The organism is Vibrio sp. 99K-1 (genome assembly GCF_013114585.1).
Taxonomy (GTDB): domain Bacteria; phylum Pseudomonadota; class Gammaproteobacteria; order Enterobacterales; family Vibrionaceae; genus Vibrio; species Vibrio chagasii_B.
The window spans coordinates 1-18,839 of record NZ_VTXF01000010.1 but is presented as its reverse complement, the minus strand read 5'-3'; the positions used below and the strand labels follow the sequence as shown (position 1 = coordinate 18,839).

Here is an 18,839-nt window from a genome sequence, read left to right as displayed (position 1 = left end):
GTGTTTAGAGCACGCTAACTGATAAATGAAAGTAAATGAAAATACTATTGATTGAGGACGACATTCATATCGCGAAGTTTTTGGTGAATGGTTTTCATCAAGAAGGGATAACGGTGACCCACTCAACGGATGGTGTTGATGGATTACACGAGGCCGTGACTGAAGGATACGACGTGATTATTCTCGATATCATGTTACCGAAGAAAGACGGATTTGAAGTGCTTGCCGAGCTGCGAGGGCAGGGCTACGCGACGCCCGTCATCATATTAAGTGCTAAACACTCAGTAGAAGAGCGTGTTCAAGGGCTGCAATCCGGTGCTGATGATTATTTGGTGAAGCCTTTTGCATTCCCTGAGCTGCTCGCTCGTTGCCAAACCTTGGTGCGTAGAGGCAAGCAACCGACACCCCTGCCATTAGAACTGCATTATGGTCCGCTTAGCCTAGACCTTCTCAAGCACACGCTACAAAGAGATCAACAAACGATTACCATTAATCAGCGTGAGTTTATGTTGATGAAGTTACTGCTGGAAAACTCAGAGTCCGTCATGTCTAAAACGGCGATTCTTGAGCATGTTTGGGGGCATCAGTTTGATCCGCAAACCAACGTGGTGGATGTGCTCGTGTGTCGACTACGCAGTAAAGTCGACAAGGGGTTTTCTAAGCCATTGATTCACACACTTCGAGGTGTTGGTTATGTCCTCAAGTCGTAGTATTGAACAGGCGCTTGCCAAAACGCAGAGACATTTATTGGTTCGCTTTATGTCGACCTTGCTACTCTGCTTGCTGCTGGTGGAATTGATTGTCGGAGCCATTTTCTTTTTCGATCTTTATCAAACGGAGAAGAAGATTCTCACGTCGATGTCGACTGAGTATCAACGTATTCTAACTTACGACTCTAGCGAACGTTTGATTCACGTTTTAGAGGCTAACCCTCATCGATTACTTGAAAACAACATTGCCGCTTATAAGGTTGAGAAGGGCGTTTCATCTGAGGGAACGTTCATTGCGGGAAATCAACACCTATCAACAACACAACCTTATTCCAGCTACCAAATTGATGACAACCGCTCGTGGCTAGAGAGCTTCATACTTAGCCCTTATATGTCTTTGGCAATTGAAGGAGAGCAATATGACTTCTGGTTGGTTTTGGACAACCGTTCGAGAGACTATATCGCTTACAATCAATGGCTAATGACCTTGTATGCCTTGCTTGCACTTGTGGCGGTTACTGCGGTGTTTACTCGTAGAATCATACACAGTGCGATGTCGCCCCTGATTACTTTTGGTGACCTGCTCGATAAGCTTAAAAAGGGGCAGTTAGAACTTCCCAGCACTAGTACTAGAACTCAGAAAGAAACCAAATCTCAGCCACAGGAAGGTCTTAACGTCATCAGTTCCAGTGTTCACACTGCAGTTGCAAAGCTCCAGCATGTCACGACAACATTGAATACCACTGTAGATGCGATTGCTCATGATATTCGAACCCCTTTGTCTCGTATTACTTTGGTGTCTCAAACCGCACTACTGAGCAACGCCGATGAGCAAGTAATGAAAGATGCATTGGCAGATTGTTCTGAACACGCGATGCAGGCAAGTAATATGCTAACTGCTTTGATGAAGCTGAACGATGAACTGACCGGCAAGCGCACACCACAGAAGGTGTCGACACAGGTAGCGGATGTGGTTGGTAATGTTGTGAGTTGGTATGAAGATGTGGCAGAAGATAAACAAATCGAGCTAATGCTTGAAGGTGACCTTGAGGCTGTTGTTCAGTCAGACCCTGACAAGTTGACTCAGGTGTTGGTTAATCTTGTTGATAACGCGATTAAGTACACCGAGCCTGAAGGAAGAGTGACGGTCAAAGTTGAGCAAACTACAGAGGGCAAGGTGGCGATAAGCGTTCAAGATACCGGTGTTGGGATAGAGCAGAAATATCTGGATCTGATTTTTGAAAGGCTTTATCGAGTCGACAGTAGCCGAAGTAACGTTGAGGGGTATGGTATCGGGTTATCTTTGGCGCTTGCTATGGTCGAGAACCTCGAAGGCACGTTGAACGTGAAATCTGAGTTAGGAGTGGGGAGCACCTTCACGCTTACGCTTTGATTATCGGGATTGCAGGTTATCGTTTTATTGGCTATGAAGGACGGCGGCCTTTGTAAGTAACGAGTAGGTTACCGATCAGCATCACCACACCACCAATGATTAGCGCGAAGGTCAGTGGTTCGTCATAAAGCACAATTCCGACTATTGCGATAACAGGGAGCCTGAAAAAGTCGAGTATCATCACCAGAGTCACTTCTGCGTTCTTCATGGCTTTGGTCAAACAATAATGAGCGGAGAGTGCAGATAGGGCGACTAGCAACAACCAAGCTGATTCAAGTGTTGAAGGCGTTTTCCATACTTGCCAAGACAGAATCAAGCCGATAGGTAGTTGGATTAAACACATGTAAAACAGGATGGTCAGCGGAGCCTCGGTGCTGGCTAATGATTTGGTCGACGTGTGCGCGACCGCGTAACAAAACGCTGCACACAACACGACAATAGCTCCGGCATTCATGACATCTTGAGTCGGTTGAACAATGATGACAACGCCGAGTAACCCTAATGCGATGGCCATCATCTTCTTAAGTGTTAGGCTTTCACCCAGAAAGAGGCTCGCCAATAGAGCTGTCCAAAGTGGGACGGTGAATTCAAGCGCAAACACTTCCGAAAGGGGAAGTAATCCAATTCCAACAAACCAGCCAAACTGCCCTCCAAAGTGAAAGACATTACGCAGGCTATGTAAGCGGAGTCGCTGTGTTGAAAACAGTCCCTTTTGCTTGGCCGCGATGATCAGAAATGACACGACACATAATCCAATGACACTTCGTACTAACAACACTTGATAAGTACTGATGTTACCGCTGAGCTCTCTTGCTCCGATGGCCATCAAACTGAATGACATCAGAGTGCCTATCATCCAAAGAATCGTTGATGAGATAGTGATTTCCTTATCGTGCGTGTCAGGTGCCCATAATGAATGATTGTGCAGACTTTAACCGCTGCATTCAATTGAAACCTATTGTTTAATCGGATTTTGCATACTTGCTATTAAGATCGCTACAAACGGTAAATCTAATTTTTCACACGATAATTATTGGCATATGCTAATAACTGGGCGTATTCTGAGCTCCTGACCATCAATAACAGGAAGTTACCATGTTATACGCAGTACCTTGCCGCGACCTTCATGTCGGCAACCATTTTGCTCGTTCTCCTCAGATAGCTATTGTCGATGAGCGAAAACAAATCAAGCATCTTATCCCTTTGGTTGAGTCTGATAGCTCGTGCAATAAGAAGAAACGATGGATGTCTGTTGTTAAATCTTACGATGTGCAGGCTGTGGTGGTTCGACACATTGGGAGGAAGATGTTGGCGCACTTGTTTAACAACGATATTCGTGTTTTTTCGTCTAAAGGAAAGGCGGAAGTGGCGACTTTGGACTTCAGCAGTCTGCAAGAAGTGACTGATATTGATTATGGTCGAGAGTCACGAAATAGCAGGTGCAGCAAGAATACGTGCGGCGAGAAAGGGCACAAGAAAGAAACGTCGATTCTCACGCCCCAGTTGAACCGGTTCAGTGTTATTCGAGGTGTCCGAAAATGACATTTTTACTCACACTGGTGGCCTTTGTTGGAGTGGTTGTGTTAATGGCAATTGGCGTGATTTTTTCACGTAAGCCAATCAAAGGCAGTTGTGGAGGACTCGCGCAGTTAGACATTGAGCGCGAGTGCAATTGCAAGGATGTGTGCGAAGGGCAAAGCCGAAAGCTGTATCAGATTACTGAGCCATCACATTAATGTTCTTTGAGAGCCTGTCGACAAGCAAAGTTAAAACTTCGGACTATGAGCCTTGAATCACTAATGCATGGCCGTTGACGATGCACTTTGCGACTTTGGTTCGTGCTCGTTTAATGATGTTGCCGAACGTTTGGCGAGACACCTGCATCTGCTCTGCGGCTTCAAGTTGGCTTAGACCTTCTTGATCCGCTAAGCGCAAGGCTTCCAACTCTTCTAATAGCAGCTCTTCTTTCTGAAGCTCGTCCATAGGAACACCATTAGGTTTGAAACAAGAGTAAGCCGCACGGGTACATAACTGGCGATGTTTTTTTGGTCGAGCCATATCAATCTCTAAGAATCTAAGGGTAAAAAGGAATAAGGGAAAGTATGAAGGTTTTCATTCCTCACAATCATCGCCGTTGCCAAGTGTGCAGCCAAGGTTTTTTCGCAGACAGCCCCATTTGTTTTGAAGCCGTTGGTGCGCATGAAGCTTTAACCAAGCAGGAAGTTCTAGTTAAATATGAAGCTAAACCCAAGTATGAAACTTTAATAAAATATGAAGCTTTTGCCAAGATTGTACCAACAGATAAAGTTGAGGGCTACGATGGCATCATGCAGGGCGGTATTGTCACCACATTACACGATAGCGCGATGCTGCATTGCTTGTTCCAAAACAGCATCAATGCGATGACAGTGAGTTTAACGTCTCGCTTTCATCATCCAATCTTCATTGGTCAAGAGTTAGAAGTTCGCGCACATTGGGTCAAAAGCAGGCGCAACATTCACTTCTTAGAAAGCAAAATCACTCAGAATGGGAAGCTGTGTTCATCGGCACAAAGTCAGTTTATGTCTTAGGTTTACAGCCCAATGTTTTGCAGAATAATTAGGGTTCTCTATAGTTAAAGTAACAACTATTAAAGCTAGGGCAGCATTGAATTCATCATAAACTTTTTTCACTTATGAGGACGCTAGGGTGTGTTCGTTAGGCGAGCCTTTGCACTCGATTCAATTCATCGCTGCCTTTTCTGGAGGGCTGCTGATGCAAAAATTCTTCAAATCGACACTTCGATACTGTGCTCTTTCAGTCGTTTTACTTTTTCCATTCTTCAGCACTTCTGCTTCATCTGCTCCGCTTAAAGTTGGCGTTTACTCTTGTCCTCCTTTTGTTATTGGCTCGATGGATAATGAGTGGGATGGCCTCAGTATTGAGCTGTGGGAGAAGATCGCCAAGGATATGGATGTTGCGTTTACGATAGAAAATCACCCCCTCGATGACTTACTCAGCTCGATAGAGACGGGGCAAATCGATATTGGTGTCTCTTGCATCTCAATCACGCCAGAACGTGAACTGTTCGCTGATTTCTCGCACTCATTCTATGAAACCCATCTTGCTATCGCAGTGAAGAAGAAAGGCTACCTGGAGACGTTACACTCGATATTCTTGAACCCTGCGTTATGGCTGATCATCGGTGTGGTGGTATTTATCGCAGGTGTCATTGGCGCATTTTTCTATATGCTCGAGCACGGTGAAAACCAGAAGCTCTATTCGATGAAAAGCCGAACTGGACGCTGGCTAGAGAGTTTTATTCTCGGTTTGCTTTTTATTACTCGCGGTCCATTCAATTACTTTGAATTTAAGAGTTTAACGGGGCGGATCGCGACGGTGTTTATTGGCGTATTCAGCATGCTTTTTATTGCCAGTATTACCGCTGTGTTAGCGAGTAAACTTACACTTAGCCAAGGATCTTCTCAGATCAAAGGTATTAATGATCTGGCGAATGTCGCAGTAGGTGCCAAGGTCGCGACGACATCCTCTCTGTTATTGACGAGCTTCGGTATCAGACACGAGAACTATATCGATATGCCAAGGCTATTGGCTGCTTTAGAGGAAGGAGAGGTAGACGCCATTGTAGCTGATGATGTGGTGCTCAAATATATGATAGGTAACGGTAGAATGAGCGGCCAATTTGAAGATTTAGAGGTGTTACCGTATCAGCTAGAGAAACAGAACTACGGTTTTATCATTACAGAAAACAACCCTTACGAAGAAGAGATTAACCGCGCTCTGTTGCAAATTCGAGAGTCTCGCAAGTGGCGTAAAATCCTAGTCGAGTATTTTGCGGACAATTAACCGAGACAGCGATATATAGCGTGAGGTATTAGCTATCAGTCTGCTCTGATTCTAACGCTGAAACTTTACGCTTTTTGAAATATTTAACACCTATCCAAACGACATAAGCGGCAACAAAAACAATTAACGCAGAGCGGAGTAGGATAGGCGCGTCATGCTCTAATTGCTTAACATGGGGTGCGATACTGGCGAACAATCGGCTGGTAAAAAGCATCCCCATTACAAACATAACAACTTTATTCATCTGACTCGCCACTCAATTAGACACGTTACACAGAGCACATTCTCTTTCAGTTTGGTTATGAAAACCGAGAAAACGACTCTGCTCGAAATGAAAGCATGCGCTTCTCAAACGACATCGTCAACGCGATATCAGCCTATAGCCTGTAAGCTAAAATTCCGTTTTTGGAGGTGCTCTACTTTAATGTTATCCGTTACTAGGCTTAATTTATTGACGAACCTGGAGAATCAAACGAGACTTTGAGTCAGATTCGATCTTCTCTTCTAATTCGGCTCTATTCTTTTTATCCAAAAAAGCGTCCCATTCATCAAGTAATAGCGTCTCTTGCGTGTTGTTGAGTAACCAATCTAGGCATTTCTTGGTGTACTCTCCGTCGGAAATATCTTCTTTATTTAGCTCCGACTCCCAAGGCCAGCATACGCGGTACGAGGGGTTGAAATACAGAGCGCCGGAACTTCGTTGATAGTCTTTAAGGTAAGTGGTTTTTCCAGAACCGTTCGAACCAATAACAGAGAGATAGCCGTTACGATAGCTCTGAAGTTCATTTGCGCTGACTGGTTTATTGGTTTGATTATCTTTGAGCTCAATAGTAAGCGTATCTATTTTAAATGGTGCTTTGGTGTCATTAAATTTGGTGAGTAGCCTAAGCTGCCCTTTTATATTAGGTAGAAGGATAATTATCGATACTAATTCGTTTGCCGAAGCAAGCAGATGGTAGATACGAGTCAGGTTTACCACAATCCCCAGTTTAATCGCTGCATCTATTTGAGGTGAAAACAGCAAAAACACGACCAAAGAAGTGGTGGGTAAGAGCGAAAATAAAGAAGTGATTAGCATCGCAGCGTATTTACTGCGAGCCTCTTTCATTCGAGATGAAAGATACGCCTCGGTACTCAGTCGTGTATCACTCTGAAAACTGTCACGATTAATAGACGAGCCGTGATGATAGTTTTCATGGATGGCCGATAATTTCTTGGTAAGGATTGAGCCTTGAGTATTTCGAGTCTCCGATAGCCCCTCCATTCTTTTGGATATGTAGATCTTGTAGGCAGCAATAAAGAATGCGCTGACCAGGATTGAGAGAGCAAATCGATAGTCTAAAACCACACTAATCACTAACAAGCTCAAGCTGAAGTTTAGTAGTGCAGAGATAGAATGAAATGAATAACCAATAACGCTAATGATGGTCTCTTTACCTTGAGAGACCAGAATACCTTTGATGTTATCGGTGTCAGTTTTGTTGGTGCACGAACCGTAGATCGTTGTGGCAGCAGACCAAAAGTCACTTAGTGCAGAGCACAACCAAGCCTCCCGAGACATGTCACTGAAATATGACACACAGTAAGGCAGCACCATACACGTCAAGTAAACAGCGGCCCACAGTTTGAAATCAACACTGTCGAAGCCAACATTATTGACTTCGTAGATAATTTGAACGGATGCGTAAACAGAGATTGCGATAGATAGCTGGTGTATACCCGCAAAGGAGATTGCCAACCAAGAGTGCTTATTGAACAGGCTTAGCGCAATAGATCTTACTGATTCAAACTTCATACAGGGAATATCCGTTTAGTGCTGTAATTTCGAAAGGCGTGTGCTTTGTTCTTTCTGTATTTAAGGAAATTAGCGTGTAACGACTCGATCTCCTCCTTAAGCGCTATATGGTCTTCCGCACTAATATTATCGAGCCTTGTCTGGTGTGTAGGTAAGCACGCCCACTTTAAAAAGTCCGATAGCGTAGGCGTAACAATACTGTAAGTCACATGGAACGATTTACGTGATTCCGAAACAGGGTTATGAGCAACTCCTTTAGGAACAAAGAGGAGATCACCTTCGCTGAGTACGATATCGTCTTGGTTCTCGCCAAATTGCCAGCGCTTCTGACCAGCCAGTTGTTTGACCAACACATGGTGGTCGTCTTTATGGTATCCAAATCCGCTGATTGAACCGTAAGAAACATACAAATTAGCTGATGATTCACAATGAAGAAGCTCGCTAAGTTGCCGAGTAGTCGATGAAAAGTAGCCTTTGAACTCATCAATAGAGTCCATAGCAAACGTACCTCCAACAAGAAACTGGTCGTGTAGCTTATCGTTTCTTATATAGAGATTGGTTTTCCCATGTTTATTCATGCCTTTGGTGGAGACTAATTCTGTTTGTTCGGTCCCATTGCGGAAAAACCTAGCTCTGTCACTCGTCATTCTTGCACCGGACAACAATGTCTCTATATGGTCGGTGATGGGGGCGCTGTCCCCGTCTAGTGCGCGCATCAGCTGGGTCTTGTTAGAAAGCCGGTTGTTAACCAATAGGGCACCGATGAAGGCTTGCTCCTTCTCAGAAAAACTCATATTTTCTCCAATTTTGCGTTGCACACTTCTAATATCTCTTTCCCTCTTGGTTTCAATAAGTGGGATTCTAAACAAGATTGGATTGACGTTAGTGTTTGCGCTAATAATTGTTCTGTTGGCGGGTGAGCACAAAATTCTTCTGGTACGATCGATAACTCGTGTCGAAATAAGAGTAACTCGGTTCCTACAACTGCACTGTGATATGACTTATCGAGAGGGCGAGATTTATTTAAGACTGCAGAACGAGTCCAGTTCTCTTCCTTATACATATTTTCATACGAATAAAGGCCTCTAATCAGTTCTTCAATAAATAAGAGGTTATGTGTTAATTCATGAACGAGGAACTCGACTCGGTTATTTATACACCAATGTGTTTTAGGGTTTACCCAAATAACACCTGGCATACCAGAGGTGCTTCCGCCACTTGCTTGATCTGAGCGCATGAAAAATATGACATTAATAGCCAACTCGAAAACTTCATGGAGGTCAGGTGATAACTCTTTTAGATAGTCTAGAGAGAGTAAATAGTCGGCCATCTCTTCTGAAGTTACATTACATGTTGAGTTAGATATAATGTCCGACTGGGATAAGTCGTCGAGTTTTGACAAGTTATAACCTGTAGACAACTCACTACATAGGTTTGGCTCGTTTACCTTAAGTATCTGATTGTTTTCTGAGATGTTATCCAGACCTATCGGAATGAATTGAGATATTGTTTGTATGTACGAATCTTTAAGGCGTTGCTTAGCATTCTCTTGAGTTAAACCATTGATGTCGTTTTTTCTTGAATAGAGATCTAGAAAATTCTTTTTAACCGTGTTTGAACCAAGTGAAAAATACATATTATCCTCCTGTAACCTGCTAGCTAATATAAAGCTAGCAGGTTAGTTTTAGTTACTCTTGGTCTTCAAAAGCGATCATGTTTCGACGATCATTACCGTTGTTTGGTCCATCCCAATTTAATTCACATAGGTTTAGTTCTTCGCTTTCTGGACCATTAAAATCAGCCATGACGTTTTCAAAATTAATCATTTTACAATCTCCGTTATTGGTTTTAATTAATGAGCCTATTTTTGGCTCGGCGCCATTAATTGTATAAATAAGATCTTCTTGCAATATGAATTATCCGTAGATTTCTAGATATGCAACGTAATGCTCAAAAGTTATGGTTTTGTTGATATAATGTTATCAATACAATCTCACTAGGAGGTCAAAAAATCACCGCTTTGAACTTGCTTCTTATCCTGTTTTTCTCTCTAGATTTAAGGTAGGGCTTTAGAATTGTGCTAATTAGTGAGGAGGGAGATTATGGGGACGTGTTAAAAAGCCCCGTGAATACGAGGCTTTCTTTGTGTCACAAGTCACTTATTTGCGGATGTTAAGAAGGTGTGGCGAGTTTACACTCTCTCAACTTGCTTTCGCTAAATCTACGTTTAACGTAATAGGAGCCTGTAGGTGAGGGTTAATAGCGGCTCTGAGATCCTCTTCATATTGGTCCAGCCAAGCGTAACGTTGGCGGTATAGCTTTCGTTTTTGGCGTTTAAGCGGCTCAAGATCCTTTCTTGTTGCGCGTAAAGGCAACACGTAAAAGCACTTGTTATGTTGTGCTCCGTTATGCTCTTCCCAAAGCTCATCATATTTTAGGTTGATGTCTTTGCTTTTCTTTCCATAGCGGAATGAGTTTGACACATGGCTCGCTTCGTTGACTGCGTAAATGTGGGTTATACCCAGGTCGGAGGCCATTAGTCTCAGTGTTTCAACGATAAATGACTTAGGTCTTAAGCCGTGCAACGCTTTGGTAAACGCTCGGCTGAACCCGTTATCATTGGCACCCCCTTGAACACCACCGATGTAGATATCATTGTTGAAGACAGAGAATGATAGGGTGTACATCTTATTCAATTGAGAATCAGTCAGCGACAGCGTGAGCTCGCCTTCTTTTCTTGAATTGCGCTCAAAACTGAGATTCAGTAAGTAAGTTTGTTCACCAATTTCTAGCTCTAAAAGGTTGATTCTTTCGTTGTAAATATTGTGTCGAGCTGGAGTCTTGAACGTATTTTCAAACCAGTCGTAATGCTTTGATAAAATTTCAATTTTCTGCTTTTTGCTAAAGCCATTACATAGGTAGGGTGTGACAAACTTAGATAGGAAATTCGGTTGCTTTTTAAATAAGAGTTTTCTCTCATCAGAGTTGAAATTCTCATTCATTCTTTTCGTATCTGAGTAATAAAACAATGCTCGAATTGTAAACTTAGCTATCGCTTTGTACTTGCCCTTGTTTTTATGGACATTAGCGTCAATTCCCATACGAACTACATTCATAATCACCTCAAAAGAAGAAGCATCCCCCGAACACATCCGCGTCGGGTTTTACGTTCTTTACACTCTTAAACATCAAGGCTGCGATGATAATGAAAAGTGAAATTTAGGTATGTATGGTTATGTATGACAATGTAATAGGAACAATTACTTAGTGTGTGGAATTTGCGCAGAGTAAAACGGCTAGATCTCAGATATTTTGATGGTTAATAAAAATGCCACTGCAAAGGTGCAGTGGCATTGTTTATCTATCGCTTGTTATCAACGCAGGGCTAAATTAAAGCTCTAACAGTTTGGCCAGTTCACGCTCTTCTAGAAGCTCTTTAATACGTTGTCGAGTTTTAGGTGCTTGGTTTTCTGTTGATTTACCTGCTTTTTTAACGCGACTGCTTTTGGCTTTTTCCTTTGGCGTAGTCATCGTCATTTTCCTTATAGTTCTGCGTTTTAGGGCGCTAGCTTAAAGGTTGCACGCCTCTTTTAGCGCTTTACCTGCTTTGAATGCTGGTGTTTTAGATGCAGCGATTTGAATTTCTTCGCCTGTACGTGGGTTACGACCCGTGCGAGCGGCACGAGTGTTTACTTTGAAGCTACCAAATCCAAGGATCGCTACTTCATCACCGTTAGCAAGCGTTGTTGAAATACCTTCTACAAGTGCATTTAGCGCGTTACCCGCTTGTTCTTTTGAAATGTCTGCAGATGTAGCGATGTGTTCAACTAATTGAGATTTGTTCATATTCTTTATTCCTTAGTGAGTAAGGCTGGTGTCTACCTTTGGCACCTAGCTTGAGTGATCTTATCAACACCAAGTACGATATTGTCAGTGATTGGGTAGGGCTTTGTTAAGTAACCAACAAGATCGTTTAGAAAACCATCAATTGACAGTCTAATACAAGTTGTTGATTTTTAGCGTTTTAAATACGAATAGTAAAAGAGCTATCAGGAATTTTAGAGTTTGAGGGAGTAGGTGAGTCATCATCGTGCCAATTATCTTAAACCTGAGTTATTCGTTTTACTTGGTGGTAGATAAAGCAAAGCCCAGCGAATTGCTGAGCTTAGGGTGTTCAGGTTGAGCTGCTTTGAGTGAGCTTATTTGTTGGTAACGAAAATCTGCTCGGTCTCTAGCGAGGTCATGTCACGAACTTGGCGCCAGATGTAGTAAAAAATACCTAGCATCATAAGCAGGCTCGGAATCGCAATCGCAGGGTAGCTATATAGAGTCAATTTGCCGAGCTCTTCATTGAACGCCGCAGTACCAGCAGGGCTAGTAACAATCCAAGTCGCCAGGAAATAGTTCATCGCAGAAGAGAATGCGAACGTGCTAGCGAACATGTAGTTTGACGTCATTAGGCAACGATCAAATTTAGCTTGGTTTCCAAATTGCTTTAAACGCTCTTCAATTAGAGCTATGTTCAGCAATGCAGGCGTGAAAATTACCTTTTGGATGAATGGGTAGCGAGTAAAGGTAGAGCCAAGTACCGCCAGACCAATTAAGCCAGGGATTAAGGCTTCTTTTAGAGCTAACCAACGCGTGTCTAGTTCGAAGAAACCAATACCACCAGTTAGTAACACGCTGACAAAGCCAAGTGCAGCGATGAAGTTAAATTTCTTGTTGCGGATTAACTCCATGCCACCGTAAGCAATAGGGAAGGCGAGTGCGACAAGCAGTGCTAAGCCAGTTCCGAGGTGCTCTTCGCCGCTGAACTTCATTAGGATGAATGACGGAAGAAGGACGTTAAATACGACTTCAAAAAGAGGACTCGATTTTTTGTTTTCAGTGTTACTCATAATTTCTAAATACATTGTGTTATGGATTTATTCTCAGGGATTGTTGTTTACCTCGCCTGAGATGTAAAGCCTAAAGGGGGCATGCTATGTAACGACATGTGACACCGACGACATCTTTTAAGGTGTTTTGCACGTATTGCCGGCTAATAATTGCATTATGCGCGACGCTTTTTAAAGGCGTGCCAGCCAGCCGTTAGAAGGGTTTTGACCACGACTCCGAGTGCGCTAAGTTTTGGATCTGCGTCTTTTCCTGCGGCAATTCGCCACATTTGGTGTTCATACCAAACCAACCCGACCATTGCCATTCTATCCAGCGCAGGTTTTCCTGTTGTGGGTACGTCTAATGGCATTCCGTGAGCTGGGTTTGCCATTAATTTATTAGGAAAGTCGGGGTCGACTGCCATTGTTCGAGCAATCCCAACGAAGTCAGTGGCTGATGTCTGCAAAGCGTCATTCATTGCCGGTGCTGTTCTAAAGCCACCAGTTACCACCAGAGGTGTGCTAACTAACTCTCTTACCTTGACCATATAATCTAAGAAATACGCTTCACGCTTAACTGTGCTTGCTTTTACGGGTTCACTTTTGTTCTTAGAACCCATCATCGAAGGACTTTCATAAGTGCCACCGGATATCTCAATAAGATCGATACCCTCACGGCTCAGTGCTTGAACCACCTGCATCGATTCTGCTTCAGTAAAGCCACCTTTCATGAAATCTGCGCTGTTAAGCTTGATTCCGACAGGAAAGCTTTCTCCAACCTCTTTACGAATCGCGCGGTACAGCTCGATCACAAATCGAAGCCTGTTCTCCAGCGAACCTCCCCATTTATCGTCACGTTGGTTGTGTCTTGAAGATAAAAACTGGCTGACAAGGTAACCATGAGCTCCGTGTATTTGTACTCCAGTAAAGCCGGATTGCTTTGCTAGTTTGGCGCTTAAAGCAAACTTGTTGATGATGTCATGGATTTCGGAGTCGGTTAGCGCTCGTGGTGTATTGAAGCCTTTTTCTAGTCCACGCTCTAGGCTAATAGCCGATGGAGCAACAGGTTTTTCACATAAAAACTTCGGGATCTGCTTTCCTGGGTGGTTAAGCTGCATCCAAATCTGCGAGCCATTTTGCTTACCCGCACTTGCCCAAGCTTCGAATTGAGTAAGGTCACTGTGTTCATCTAGAACCACGTTGTTAGGCTCGCCGAGAGCGCCTCTATCAACCATTACGTTTCCTGTGATGGACAAACCAATGCCGCCTTGCGCCCAGCGTTGATACAAGGTAGCTAGCCCTGATTTAGGGTTATGCTGTTTGTCGCCAAGTTGTTCACTCATGGCCGATTTAAATAGGCGATTCTTAATGAGTTGACCGTTGGGAAGAGAAAAGGAGTCGCTGAGGCTGATAGAGTTCATGATAGGTACTGGCTGTATTCTTTTGAGTGTTGGTATTAGTGTTTAGTATGTCCTATTTTAATGTCGCTTCCGAGTGGCTGATTGGACTTTCGTGGGGGAGTGTGTGTGGAGGTTTGGACTTTACGCACACTCATAGGGTAACGCTGTGATCCCCCTATGAGTGTCCGCACTCGTGTTAACTCACTCTGTAATCAACCTTTATTTATCGAACATTAAGTTGAAGTTGAGTGGCACCTTATCGGAAAGCGCTAATCCGCCTACCGTTGCTGAAAGTTTGTTTAAGTTGTCGGTCGAAATACCAAAATCTGCGCCATTGACGATGACCGTGGATGTTGAATTCACCATGACAAAACCGTCAGAGGGTACGACCATAACAGGGAAGTCGATGGTTTTGGTCACGCCGTGCAGAGTGACTTCCGCTGCTATCGTCGTATTATTTGGTTCACCTGTTAACAGAGAAGGCTCAACGGATCCTGAGATCTTAACTTCAGGAAAGTTCATTGACTCAAAATACAGCTCGTTGAGTCTTTGATCACGAATGGCCACGCCTGTGCTAATACTTTTCAGGTCCAATACGATTGAAAATTGCCCTTCTTCGGTAAGCCCGCCGGACGAAGGCTTGATGGAAGCGGGTTCAACGACGAACTGCTTCTTAATGGTTGCGAATGTGACATTCGACAGCTTCGGATCTAATGTGTAGCCGCTTTCTGCAAAAGACTGCGCTGATATGACGGTGCAAAGAAGCCCGATTGTTGTAAGTAGTTTTTTCATAAGTTGTCACCACATAATGGATTGCCAGTTGAACCAAATAGCGCTGTTCGTATTCTGAACAACTTCGAGAAGTATAGGAGCAAGCTCAGCTCACCACCTTACTCATGTGTTAAATTCGGTAGGGGGTACTCATCTCATATTGGTACTTATGGAACCATGATCTCCTGAGTTGTTTGAATGTATACTGTTATGTTATAACGTTTCTTTAATTTGTTCTTTTGGCAAACATAGATATTGCCTCTAGAGAATACGAGCGCGCAGCAAGGAGATGAGATCATGAATGCCGTTTTAGCTGAACCTTTGACAACGAGTTGTAATCAATCGTCAAGTATTGATGGAGTGCTGACTCACAAAGGGCAGGAGGGCCGAAATCCATCTTGTAGTGCTGCTCCATCCCCGACCGTGTTGGCTGACATTTATCAAGATGATATCAATGTCGCGATATGGCAGCGTAACTTTGATGAGAGCTTAGCGTCTGAAATCAATGAGTTTATTGCGGCTAACCCAAATTTTAGTAAGTCTGTTAGCGTGTCACCTGCAAACGCTTTCGACAAATTGGAATTCGCTACAGACGGAACGGCTTCAAAAGCCCTGCTAGAAAATATGGCTGAGCTGGTGGACATGTTCTGTTGCTTGTTTGAGCTTGAAGAAGTTGGTCTCCGTTTGGCTGTACTGAACAAGGCAATGTGCCCTCGCTTTCATTTTGACCAAGTACCTTGCCGACTGGTGACAACCTATCATGGTATTGCGACTCAATGGTTAGAGAATGGTGCGGTTGACCGTTCTAAACTCGGTCGTGGAAGTAATGGCCAGCCAGATTCAGCATCTGGCCTCTACAATGACGAGTCTGACATCCAGCAAATGGCCGTTGGTGATGTGGCGTTATTGAAAGGAGAGCGTTGGAGCGGTAATGAAAACAGAGGCCTTGTCCACCGTTCGCCTGTCACTTCATCTGAAGAACCTCGATTGTTACTGACGATAGACTTCGGTTAGTTCTTTTTGGCTGATGAGCTAGATGAGATGAGCAAGCAACTAGAGTGTCGCTTGCTCTTTTTCATTTAGGCGAAGATTCGAATGCGGTGGCCGTCTGGGTCAATCGCGACAAAGTTGATACCAAACACGGACTCTTCTGGTGCTTGTTCAAACTGGATTCCTTTCGCTTTCCATTCTTTATAGAGGTTTTCCAGAGCTTGCTTACCTGTCATTGCTATCGATAGCTCAGTGCCGCCACCAGTTACTTTGCTTGTTGGCGTTAGAGCGTCAGATTGCTTGAGGGTGATCTTCACATTGCTTGCAAAAGTTAAGGCTGCAAATGTCGGAGATAGCAGTGTTGGCTCACAATCAAAGGCTTTGGAATAAAAATCCATGCTGCGGTGAATGCCAGTGACATAAAGGACAAATGAATCGATGGTAAACATGACTGCTCCTAGTTAGGTTATCTGGTGTGGTGCTTCTTTGGACCACAGGAATATATCTCTAACTAGTGACAGTTTTTGTCAGTAGCGAATCACTTTGTCTGTAATCCCTTCCATGCTTTGCCACTCTTTGAGTAAGCTATTCCGTGACTTTGAATACTTTTCTTCCAGTATGGTCAATTCGTTAATCCTATCCAACCTGAAGTTTCGATAAGCACTGCGTGTTTCACACCAAGCGACCAATACATAACAGTTTTCAAATACGCCGATCAGCATAGGCCATACGACCCTAGAACTGACTTTTGCCTTGGCGTCTGTATATTGAATTTGAGCTTTGTTTTGTTGCTTAATCGCTAACTTTATCTCCGACAGTTCAAAACCTAAATCTTCAACCCCAATGATTGAAGCAACACGAATGATATCTTCACTGCGTTTAGCCTGATGATCTGAAGGGAGCACGGCCGAGATCTTGGCAATCGCATTTCTAGCCGATTCACTGAACTCTCCATTAGCTTGCTTAGCGACCCATTCCGCTCCGAGTCGCAACGCTTCTAGCTCTTCCGAGGTGAACATCATTGGTGGCAGAGTAAAGGTAGGTTTGAGCAGGTAGCCCACACCAGCTTCTCCATCGATTTCCGCGCCTTGTGCTTGTAGTGTTGCAATATCACGATAGATGGTACGTGTACTGACATTCAGTTCTTGAGCAAGGTGATCGGCAGGCACGGGATATTTGTGACAGCGCAATAATTGAAGCAAATCAAAGAGGCGTTGGCTTCGAGACATAAGAAAACTCTATGGACATAACGACTTATAAGATTAATCGAATGATAGGGTGAACGCTAGGTTACCCCCATAGATAACTGATTTAATGAAAATTGTTTGTTGACTTAAAGTTAAGTTGAAGTTTTACACTCCCTAACGTTAAAAACACAGCTTAATAGGTCAAAAGAATGTCACGTAAAAGATTGAAATTTTATAATCCTGAAAAACTTTTTAACCCAACTTCTTTTGGTTTTTGCCATACGGTGAAGACCTCCGCGAACGGAGAGTTTGTTTTTATTTCAGGGCAAAGCGGTGGTGAAGGGCTAGAACATGAATTGGTGGAAGACTTTCGTCGTCAAGTCCAGGTTGTATTATCTAACCTTGATATTGCTTTGAAGGCTCATGAGATGGATTTTAGCGATGTCGTAAAGATTACCGTTCTAATCGTTGAGCATGATTCAGATAAACTGCATATCTGGAGTGAAGAAATGCTCAAACGTTGGTCTGAAGAGCGCTTACCCGCGAGTACACTGATTCCAGTACCTAGACTTGCGTTAGATGAAATGCTAATTGAAGTCGATGCTGTGGCCTTTAAATCTGAAATATCGAGTAGTAATAAATAAGGCAACCTTTTCAGCACATCTCATTTTTACTTTTCATCAGATTAATTCCTCTGGGCAATATTAAACATGCTAAAAAATTATCTAACGTTAATCGCTATCGGGCTAATTTGGGGTTCCCAATTTGTTTTTCAAGAAATCTCACTTCAAGGGTTCTCTCCAGTCTGGGTAGGGACACTTAGAGCACTGCTAGGTGCAATGACACTTATTGTTATATGTAACCTTATAAGAGTTAAAAGCATTAGCAATCAGTGGGGGCTTTTTGCTCTTATAGGGCTATTAGAAGCTGCGATCCCTTTTATTCTTGTGCCTTGGGCACAGCAGAGCTTATCCAGTTCAATTGCGGCGATACTGATGGGCACACTCCCTTTTTATGCGTTATTGCTAGCACCTGTTTTTATAAAAGATGCAAGAATAACCAAGGGGAACGCTGTAAGTGTCATCGTCGGCTTTAGTGGGTTATTAGTCTTATTCTCCCCAGAGCTATTATTGACTACTGGTGATATCAATTTAATAAGTGCCACTGCCATTATGGTTGCAGCGGTGTGTTTCGCTATTGCATTACTATTACTTAATCGAGTGAGAGGTGAGCATCCATTGATTGTTGCACGAAATGTACTTTGTATGGCGAGCATTCAACTGATGTTAATTGCGTTTTTGACTTCGCCAATCGTCAGCGTTAAGCCTACCGCTTCATCAGTGTTTTCGTTGGTTTACTTAGGAGTGATGTGCGCAGGTGTTGTTTATTATCTTTATATGATGAGCATACAAAACGCCGGGCCAGTATTTACTTCAATGACGAACTATCTTGTACCCGCTGTGGGTGTGTTCATCGGAGTATTACTTGCGAATGAGTCTGTTCACCCCACAACATGGTTAGCGTTGGTTATCATTTTATCAGCACTGTTTATCAATCAAAAGCTAGCCAAAAACCATTAGCGGCTGTTTAGCAATATGGAGATTCATTTCTTTTAAAGTGAACAATAAATGGCATAGGTCACGTCTCTTTATAGATAGAAATTAAAGGTCTCGTAACGACGAGGCCTTTTGGGTTGGCTTGTGATTGATAACGAATCAACACGCGCGGCATTTATTCTCGACATAATAACGAGGAAGCGGAATAGAACCTTATCGAATGATATTCGACCTTTTGGTTTGATCTGGATCTATTTTTCGGCTCACATATACCTTAAATACAATATCTTAGGGCATTTTATAATTTATTTTAA

At 43.2% G+C, this 18,839-nt stretch carries 24 protein-coding genes; 9 read left to right on the top strand and 15 right to left on the bottom strand.

What is annotated here, in order from left to right; all coding sequences use genetic code 11:
• The first annotated feature begins 35 nt into the window (after positions 1-35).
• On the top strand, positions 36-710 hold the full coding sequence (locus F0228_RS09725) for a response regulator transcription factor (RefSeq protein WP_061031547.1): 675 nt from the start codon (positions 36-38) through the stop codon (positions 708-710).
• Positions 694-2,103 carry a HAMP domain-containing sensor histidine kinase gene (locus tag F0228_RS09720; protein ID WP_061031546.1) on the top strand — a complete coding sequence of 470 codons (1,410 nt, stop codon included), beginning with the start codon at positions 694-696 and terminating at the stop codon, positions 2,101-2,103. Before F0228_RS09725 ends, F0228_RS09720 begins: the two co-directional genes overlap by 17 nt.
• A gap of 31 nt (positions 2,104-2,134) precedes the next feature.
• Here the strand turns inward: F0228_RS09720 and F0228_RS09715 are convergent, their stop codons facing one another.
• Positions 2,135-2,959 (bottom strand): DMT family transporter, encoded by an 825-nt coding sequence (locus tag F0228_RS09715; protein ID WP_061031545.1) that lies wholly within the window; start codon positions 2,957-2,959, stop codon positions 2,135-2,137.
• Positions 2,960-3,198: 239 nt separating this feature from the next.
• On the opposite strand from F0228_RS09715, the gene F0228_RS09710 reads away from it, so the two are divergent.
• Together F0228_RS09710 and nqrM are read left to right on the top strand one after the other, a co-directional pair.
• Positions 3,199-3,645 (top strand): NifB/NifX family molybdenum-iron cluster-binding protein, encoded by a 447-nt coding sequence (locus F0228_RS09710; RefSeq protein WP_061031544.1) that lies wholly within the window; start codon positions 3,199-3,201, stop codon positions 3,643-3,645.
• On the top strand, positions 3,642-3,839 hold the full coding sequence (gene nqrM / locus F0228_RS09705; RefSeq protein WP_061031543.1) for a (Na+)-NQR maturation NqrM: 198 nt from the start codon (positions 3,642-3,644) through the stop codon (positions 3,837-3,839). Before F0228_RS09710 ends, nqrM begins: the two co-directional genes overlap by 4 nt.
• A 43-nt stretch (positions 3,840-3,882) precedes the next feature.
• Here nqrM and F0228_RS09700 read toward each other — a convergent pair whose 3' ends face one another.
• Entirely contained in the window at positions 3,883-4,161 is a 279-nt protein-coding gene (locus F0228_RS09700) for a DUF134 domain-containing protein (RefSeq protein WP_055318616.1), read from the bottom strand.
• Positions 4,162-4,205: 44 nt separating this feature from the next.
• Between F0228_RS09700 and F0228_RS09695 the strand changes: the two genes are divergently transcribed.
• Complete coding sequence (locus F0228_RS09695) at positions 4,206-4,673, top strand: PaaI family thioesterase (protein ID WP_061031542.1); 468 nt, start codon at positions 4,206-4,208, stop codon at positions 4,671-4,673.
• Positions 4,674-4,857: 184 nt separating this feature from the next.
• Complete coding sequence (locus F0228_RS09690) at positions 4,858-5,949, top strand: transporter substrate-binding domain-containing protein (protein WP_171762164.1); 1,092 nt, start codon at positions 4,858-4,860, stop codon at positions 5,947-5,949.
• 28 nt (positions 5,950-5,977) lie between these two features.
• Here F0228_RS09690 and F0228_RS09685 read toward each other — a convergent pair whose 3' ends face one another.
• The 11 genes from F0228_RS09685 to F0228_RS09635 form a co-directional block, all read right to left on the bottom strand.
• Positions 5,978-6,193 (bottom strand): hypothetical protein, encoded by a 216-nt coding sequence (locus F0228_RS09685; RefSeq protein WP_061031899.1) that lies wholly within the window; start codon positions 6,191-6,193, stop codon positions 5,978-5,980.
• A 204-nt stretch (positions 6,194-6,397) separates the two neighbouring features.
• On the bottom strand, positions 6,398-7,744 hold the full coding sequence (locus tag F0228_RS09680; RefSeq protein ID WP_061031541.1) for a hypothetical protein: 1,347 nt from the start codon (positions 7,742-7,744) through the stop codon (positions 6,398-6,400).
• On the bottom strand, positions 7,741-8,538 hold the full coding sequence (locus F0228_RS09675; RefSeq protein ID WP_061031540.1) for a cupin domain-containing protein: 798 nt from the start codon (positions 8,536-8,538) through the stop codon (positions 7,741-7,743). Before F0228_RS09675 ends, F0228_RS09680 begins: the two co-directional genes overlap by 4 nt.
• Positions 8,535-9,380: an HEXXH motif-containing putative peptide modification protein gene (locus tag F0228_RS09670; RefSeq protein WP_061031539.1), complete on the bottom strand. Its 846-nt coding sequence runs from the start codon at positions 9,378-9,380 to the stop codon at positions 8,535-8,537. The genes F0228_RS09675 and F0228_RS09670 overlap by 4 nt, the downstream gene beginning before the upstream one ends.
• A 52-nt stretch (positions 9,381-9,432) precedes the next feature.
• Complete coding sequence (locus F0228_RS09665) at positions 9,433-9,570, bottom strand: hypothetical protein (RefSeq protein WP_155647292.1); 138 nt, start codon at positions 9,568-9,570, stop codon at positions 9,433-9,435.
• Between the two features lie 375 nt (positions 9,571-9,945).
• A complete protein-coding gene (locus F0228_RS09660) occupies positions 9,946-10,860 on the bottom strand; it encodes a VirK/YbjX family protein (protein WP_061031898.1) in 915 nt (304 codons plus the stop codon).
• A 274-nt stretch (positions 10,861-11,134) separates the two neighbouring features.
• On the bottom strand, positions 11,135-11,275 hold the full coding sequence (locus F0228_RS09655; protein ID WP_171762163.1) for a hypothetical protein: 141 nt from the start codon (positions 11,273-11,275) through the stop codon (positions 11,135-11,137).
• Between the two features lie 39 nt (positions 11,276-11,314).
• A complete protein-coding gene (locus F0228_RS09650; protein ID WP_004741779.1) occupies positions 11,315-11,590 on the bottom strand; it encodes an HU family DNA-binding protein in 276 nt (91 codons plus the stop codon).
• A 353-nt stretch (positions 11,591-11,943) separates the two neighbouring features.
• Positions 11,944-12,642 (bottom strand): VC0807 family protein, encoded by a 699-nt coding sequence (locus tag F0228_RS09645; RefSeq protein WP_004741780.1) that lies wholly within the window; start codon positions 12,640-12,642, stop codon positions 11,944-11,946.
• Between the two features lie 155 nt (positions 12,643-12,797).
• A complete protein-coding gene (locus tag F0228_RS09640; RefSeq protein ID WP_171762162.1) occupies positions 12,798-14,042 on the bottom strand; it encodes an NADH:flavin oxidoreductase/NADH oxidase family protein in 1,245 nt (414 codons plus the stop codon).
• 198 nt (positions 14,043-14,240) lie between these two features.
• Positions 14,241-14,813, bottom strand: a complete 573-nt coding sequence (locus F0228_RS09635) for a YceI family protein (RefSeq protein WP_105056979.1) — start codon at positions 14,811-14,813, stop codon at positions 14,241-14,243.
• A gap of 276 nt (positions 14,814-15,089) precedes the next feature.
• Here F0228_RS09635 and F0228_RS09630 point away from each other — a divergent pair, with 276 nt between their 5' ends.
• Positions 15,090-15,806: a DUF1826 domain-containing protein gene (locus tag F0228_RS09630; RefSeq protein ID WP_061031535.1), complete on the top strand. Its 717-nt coding sequence runs from the start codon at positions 15,090-15,092 to the stop codon at positions 15,804-15,806.
• 65 nt (positions 15,807-15,871) lie between these two features.
• Here F0228_RS09630 and F0228_RS09625 read toward each other — a convergent pair whose 3' ends face one another.
• Together F0228_RS09625 and F0228_RS09620 are read right to left on the bottom strand one after the other, a co-directional pair.
• A complete protein-coding gene (locus F0228_RS09625; protein ID WP_061031534.1) occupies positions 15,872-16,231 on the bottom strand; it encodes a VOC family protein in 360 nt (119 codons plus the stop codon).
• A gap of 78 nt (positions 16,232-16,309) precedes the next feature.
• Positions 16,310-17,011, bottom strand: coding sequence for a YafY family protein (locus F0228_RS09620; RefSeq protein ID WP_061031533.1), 702 nt, complete (start codon positions 17,009-17,011; stop codon positions 16,310-16,312).
• Between the two features lie 167 nt (positions 17,012-17,178).
• Here F0228_RS09620 and F0228_RS09615 point away from each other — a divergent pair, with 167 nt between their 5' ends.
• Together F0228_RS09615 and F0228_RS09610 are read left to right on the top strand one after the other, a co-directional pair.
• Entirely contained in the window at positions 17,179-17,613 is a 435-nt protein-coding gene (locus F0228_RS09615) for a RidA family protein (protein ID WP_008217422.1), read from the top strand.
• A gap of 66 nt (positions 17,614-17,679) precedes the next feature.
• Positions 17,680-18,549 (top strand): EamA family transporter, encoded by an 870-nt coding sequence (locus tag F0228_RS09610; protein WP_171762161.1) that lies wholly within the window; start codon positions 17,680-17,682, stop codon positions 18,547-18,549.
• Positions 18,550-18,839: the final 290 nt, after the last annotated feature.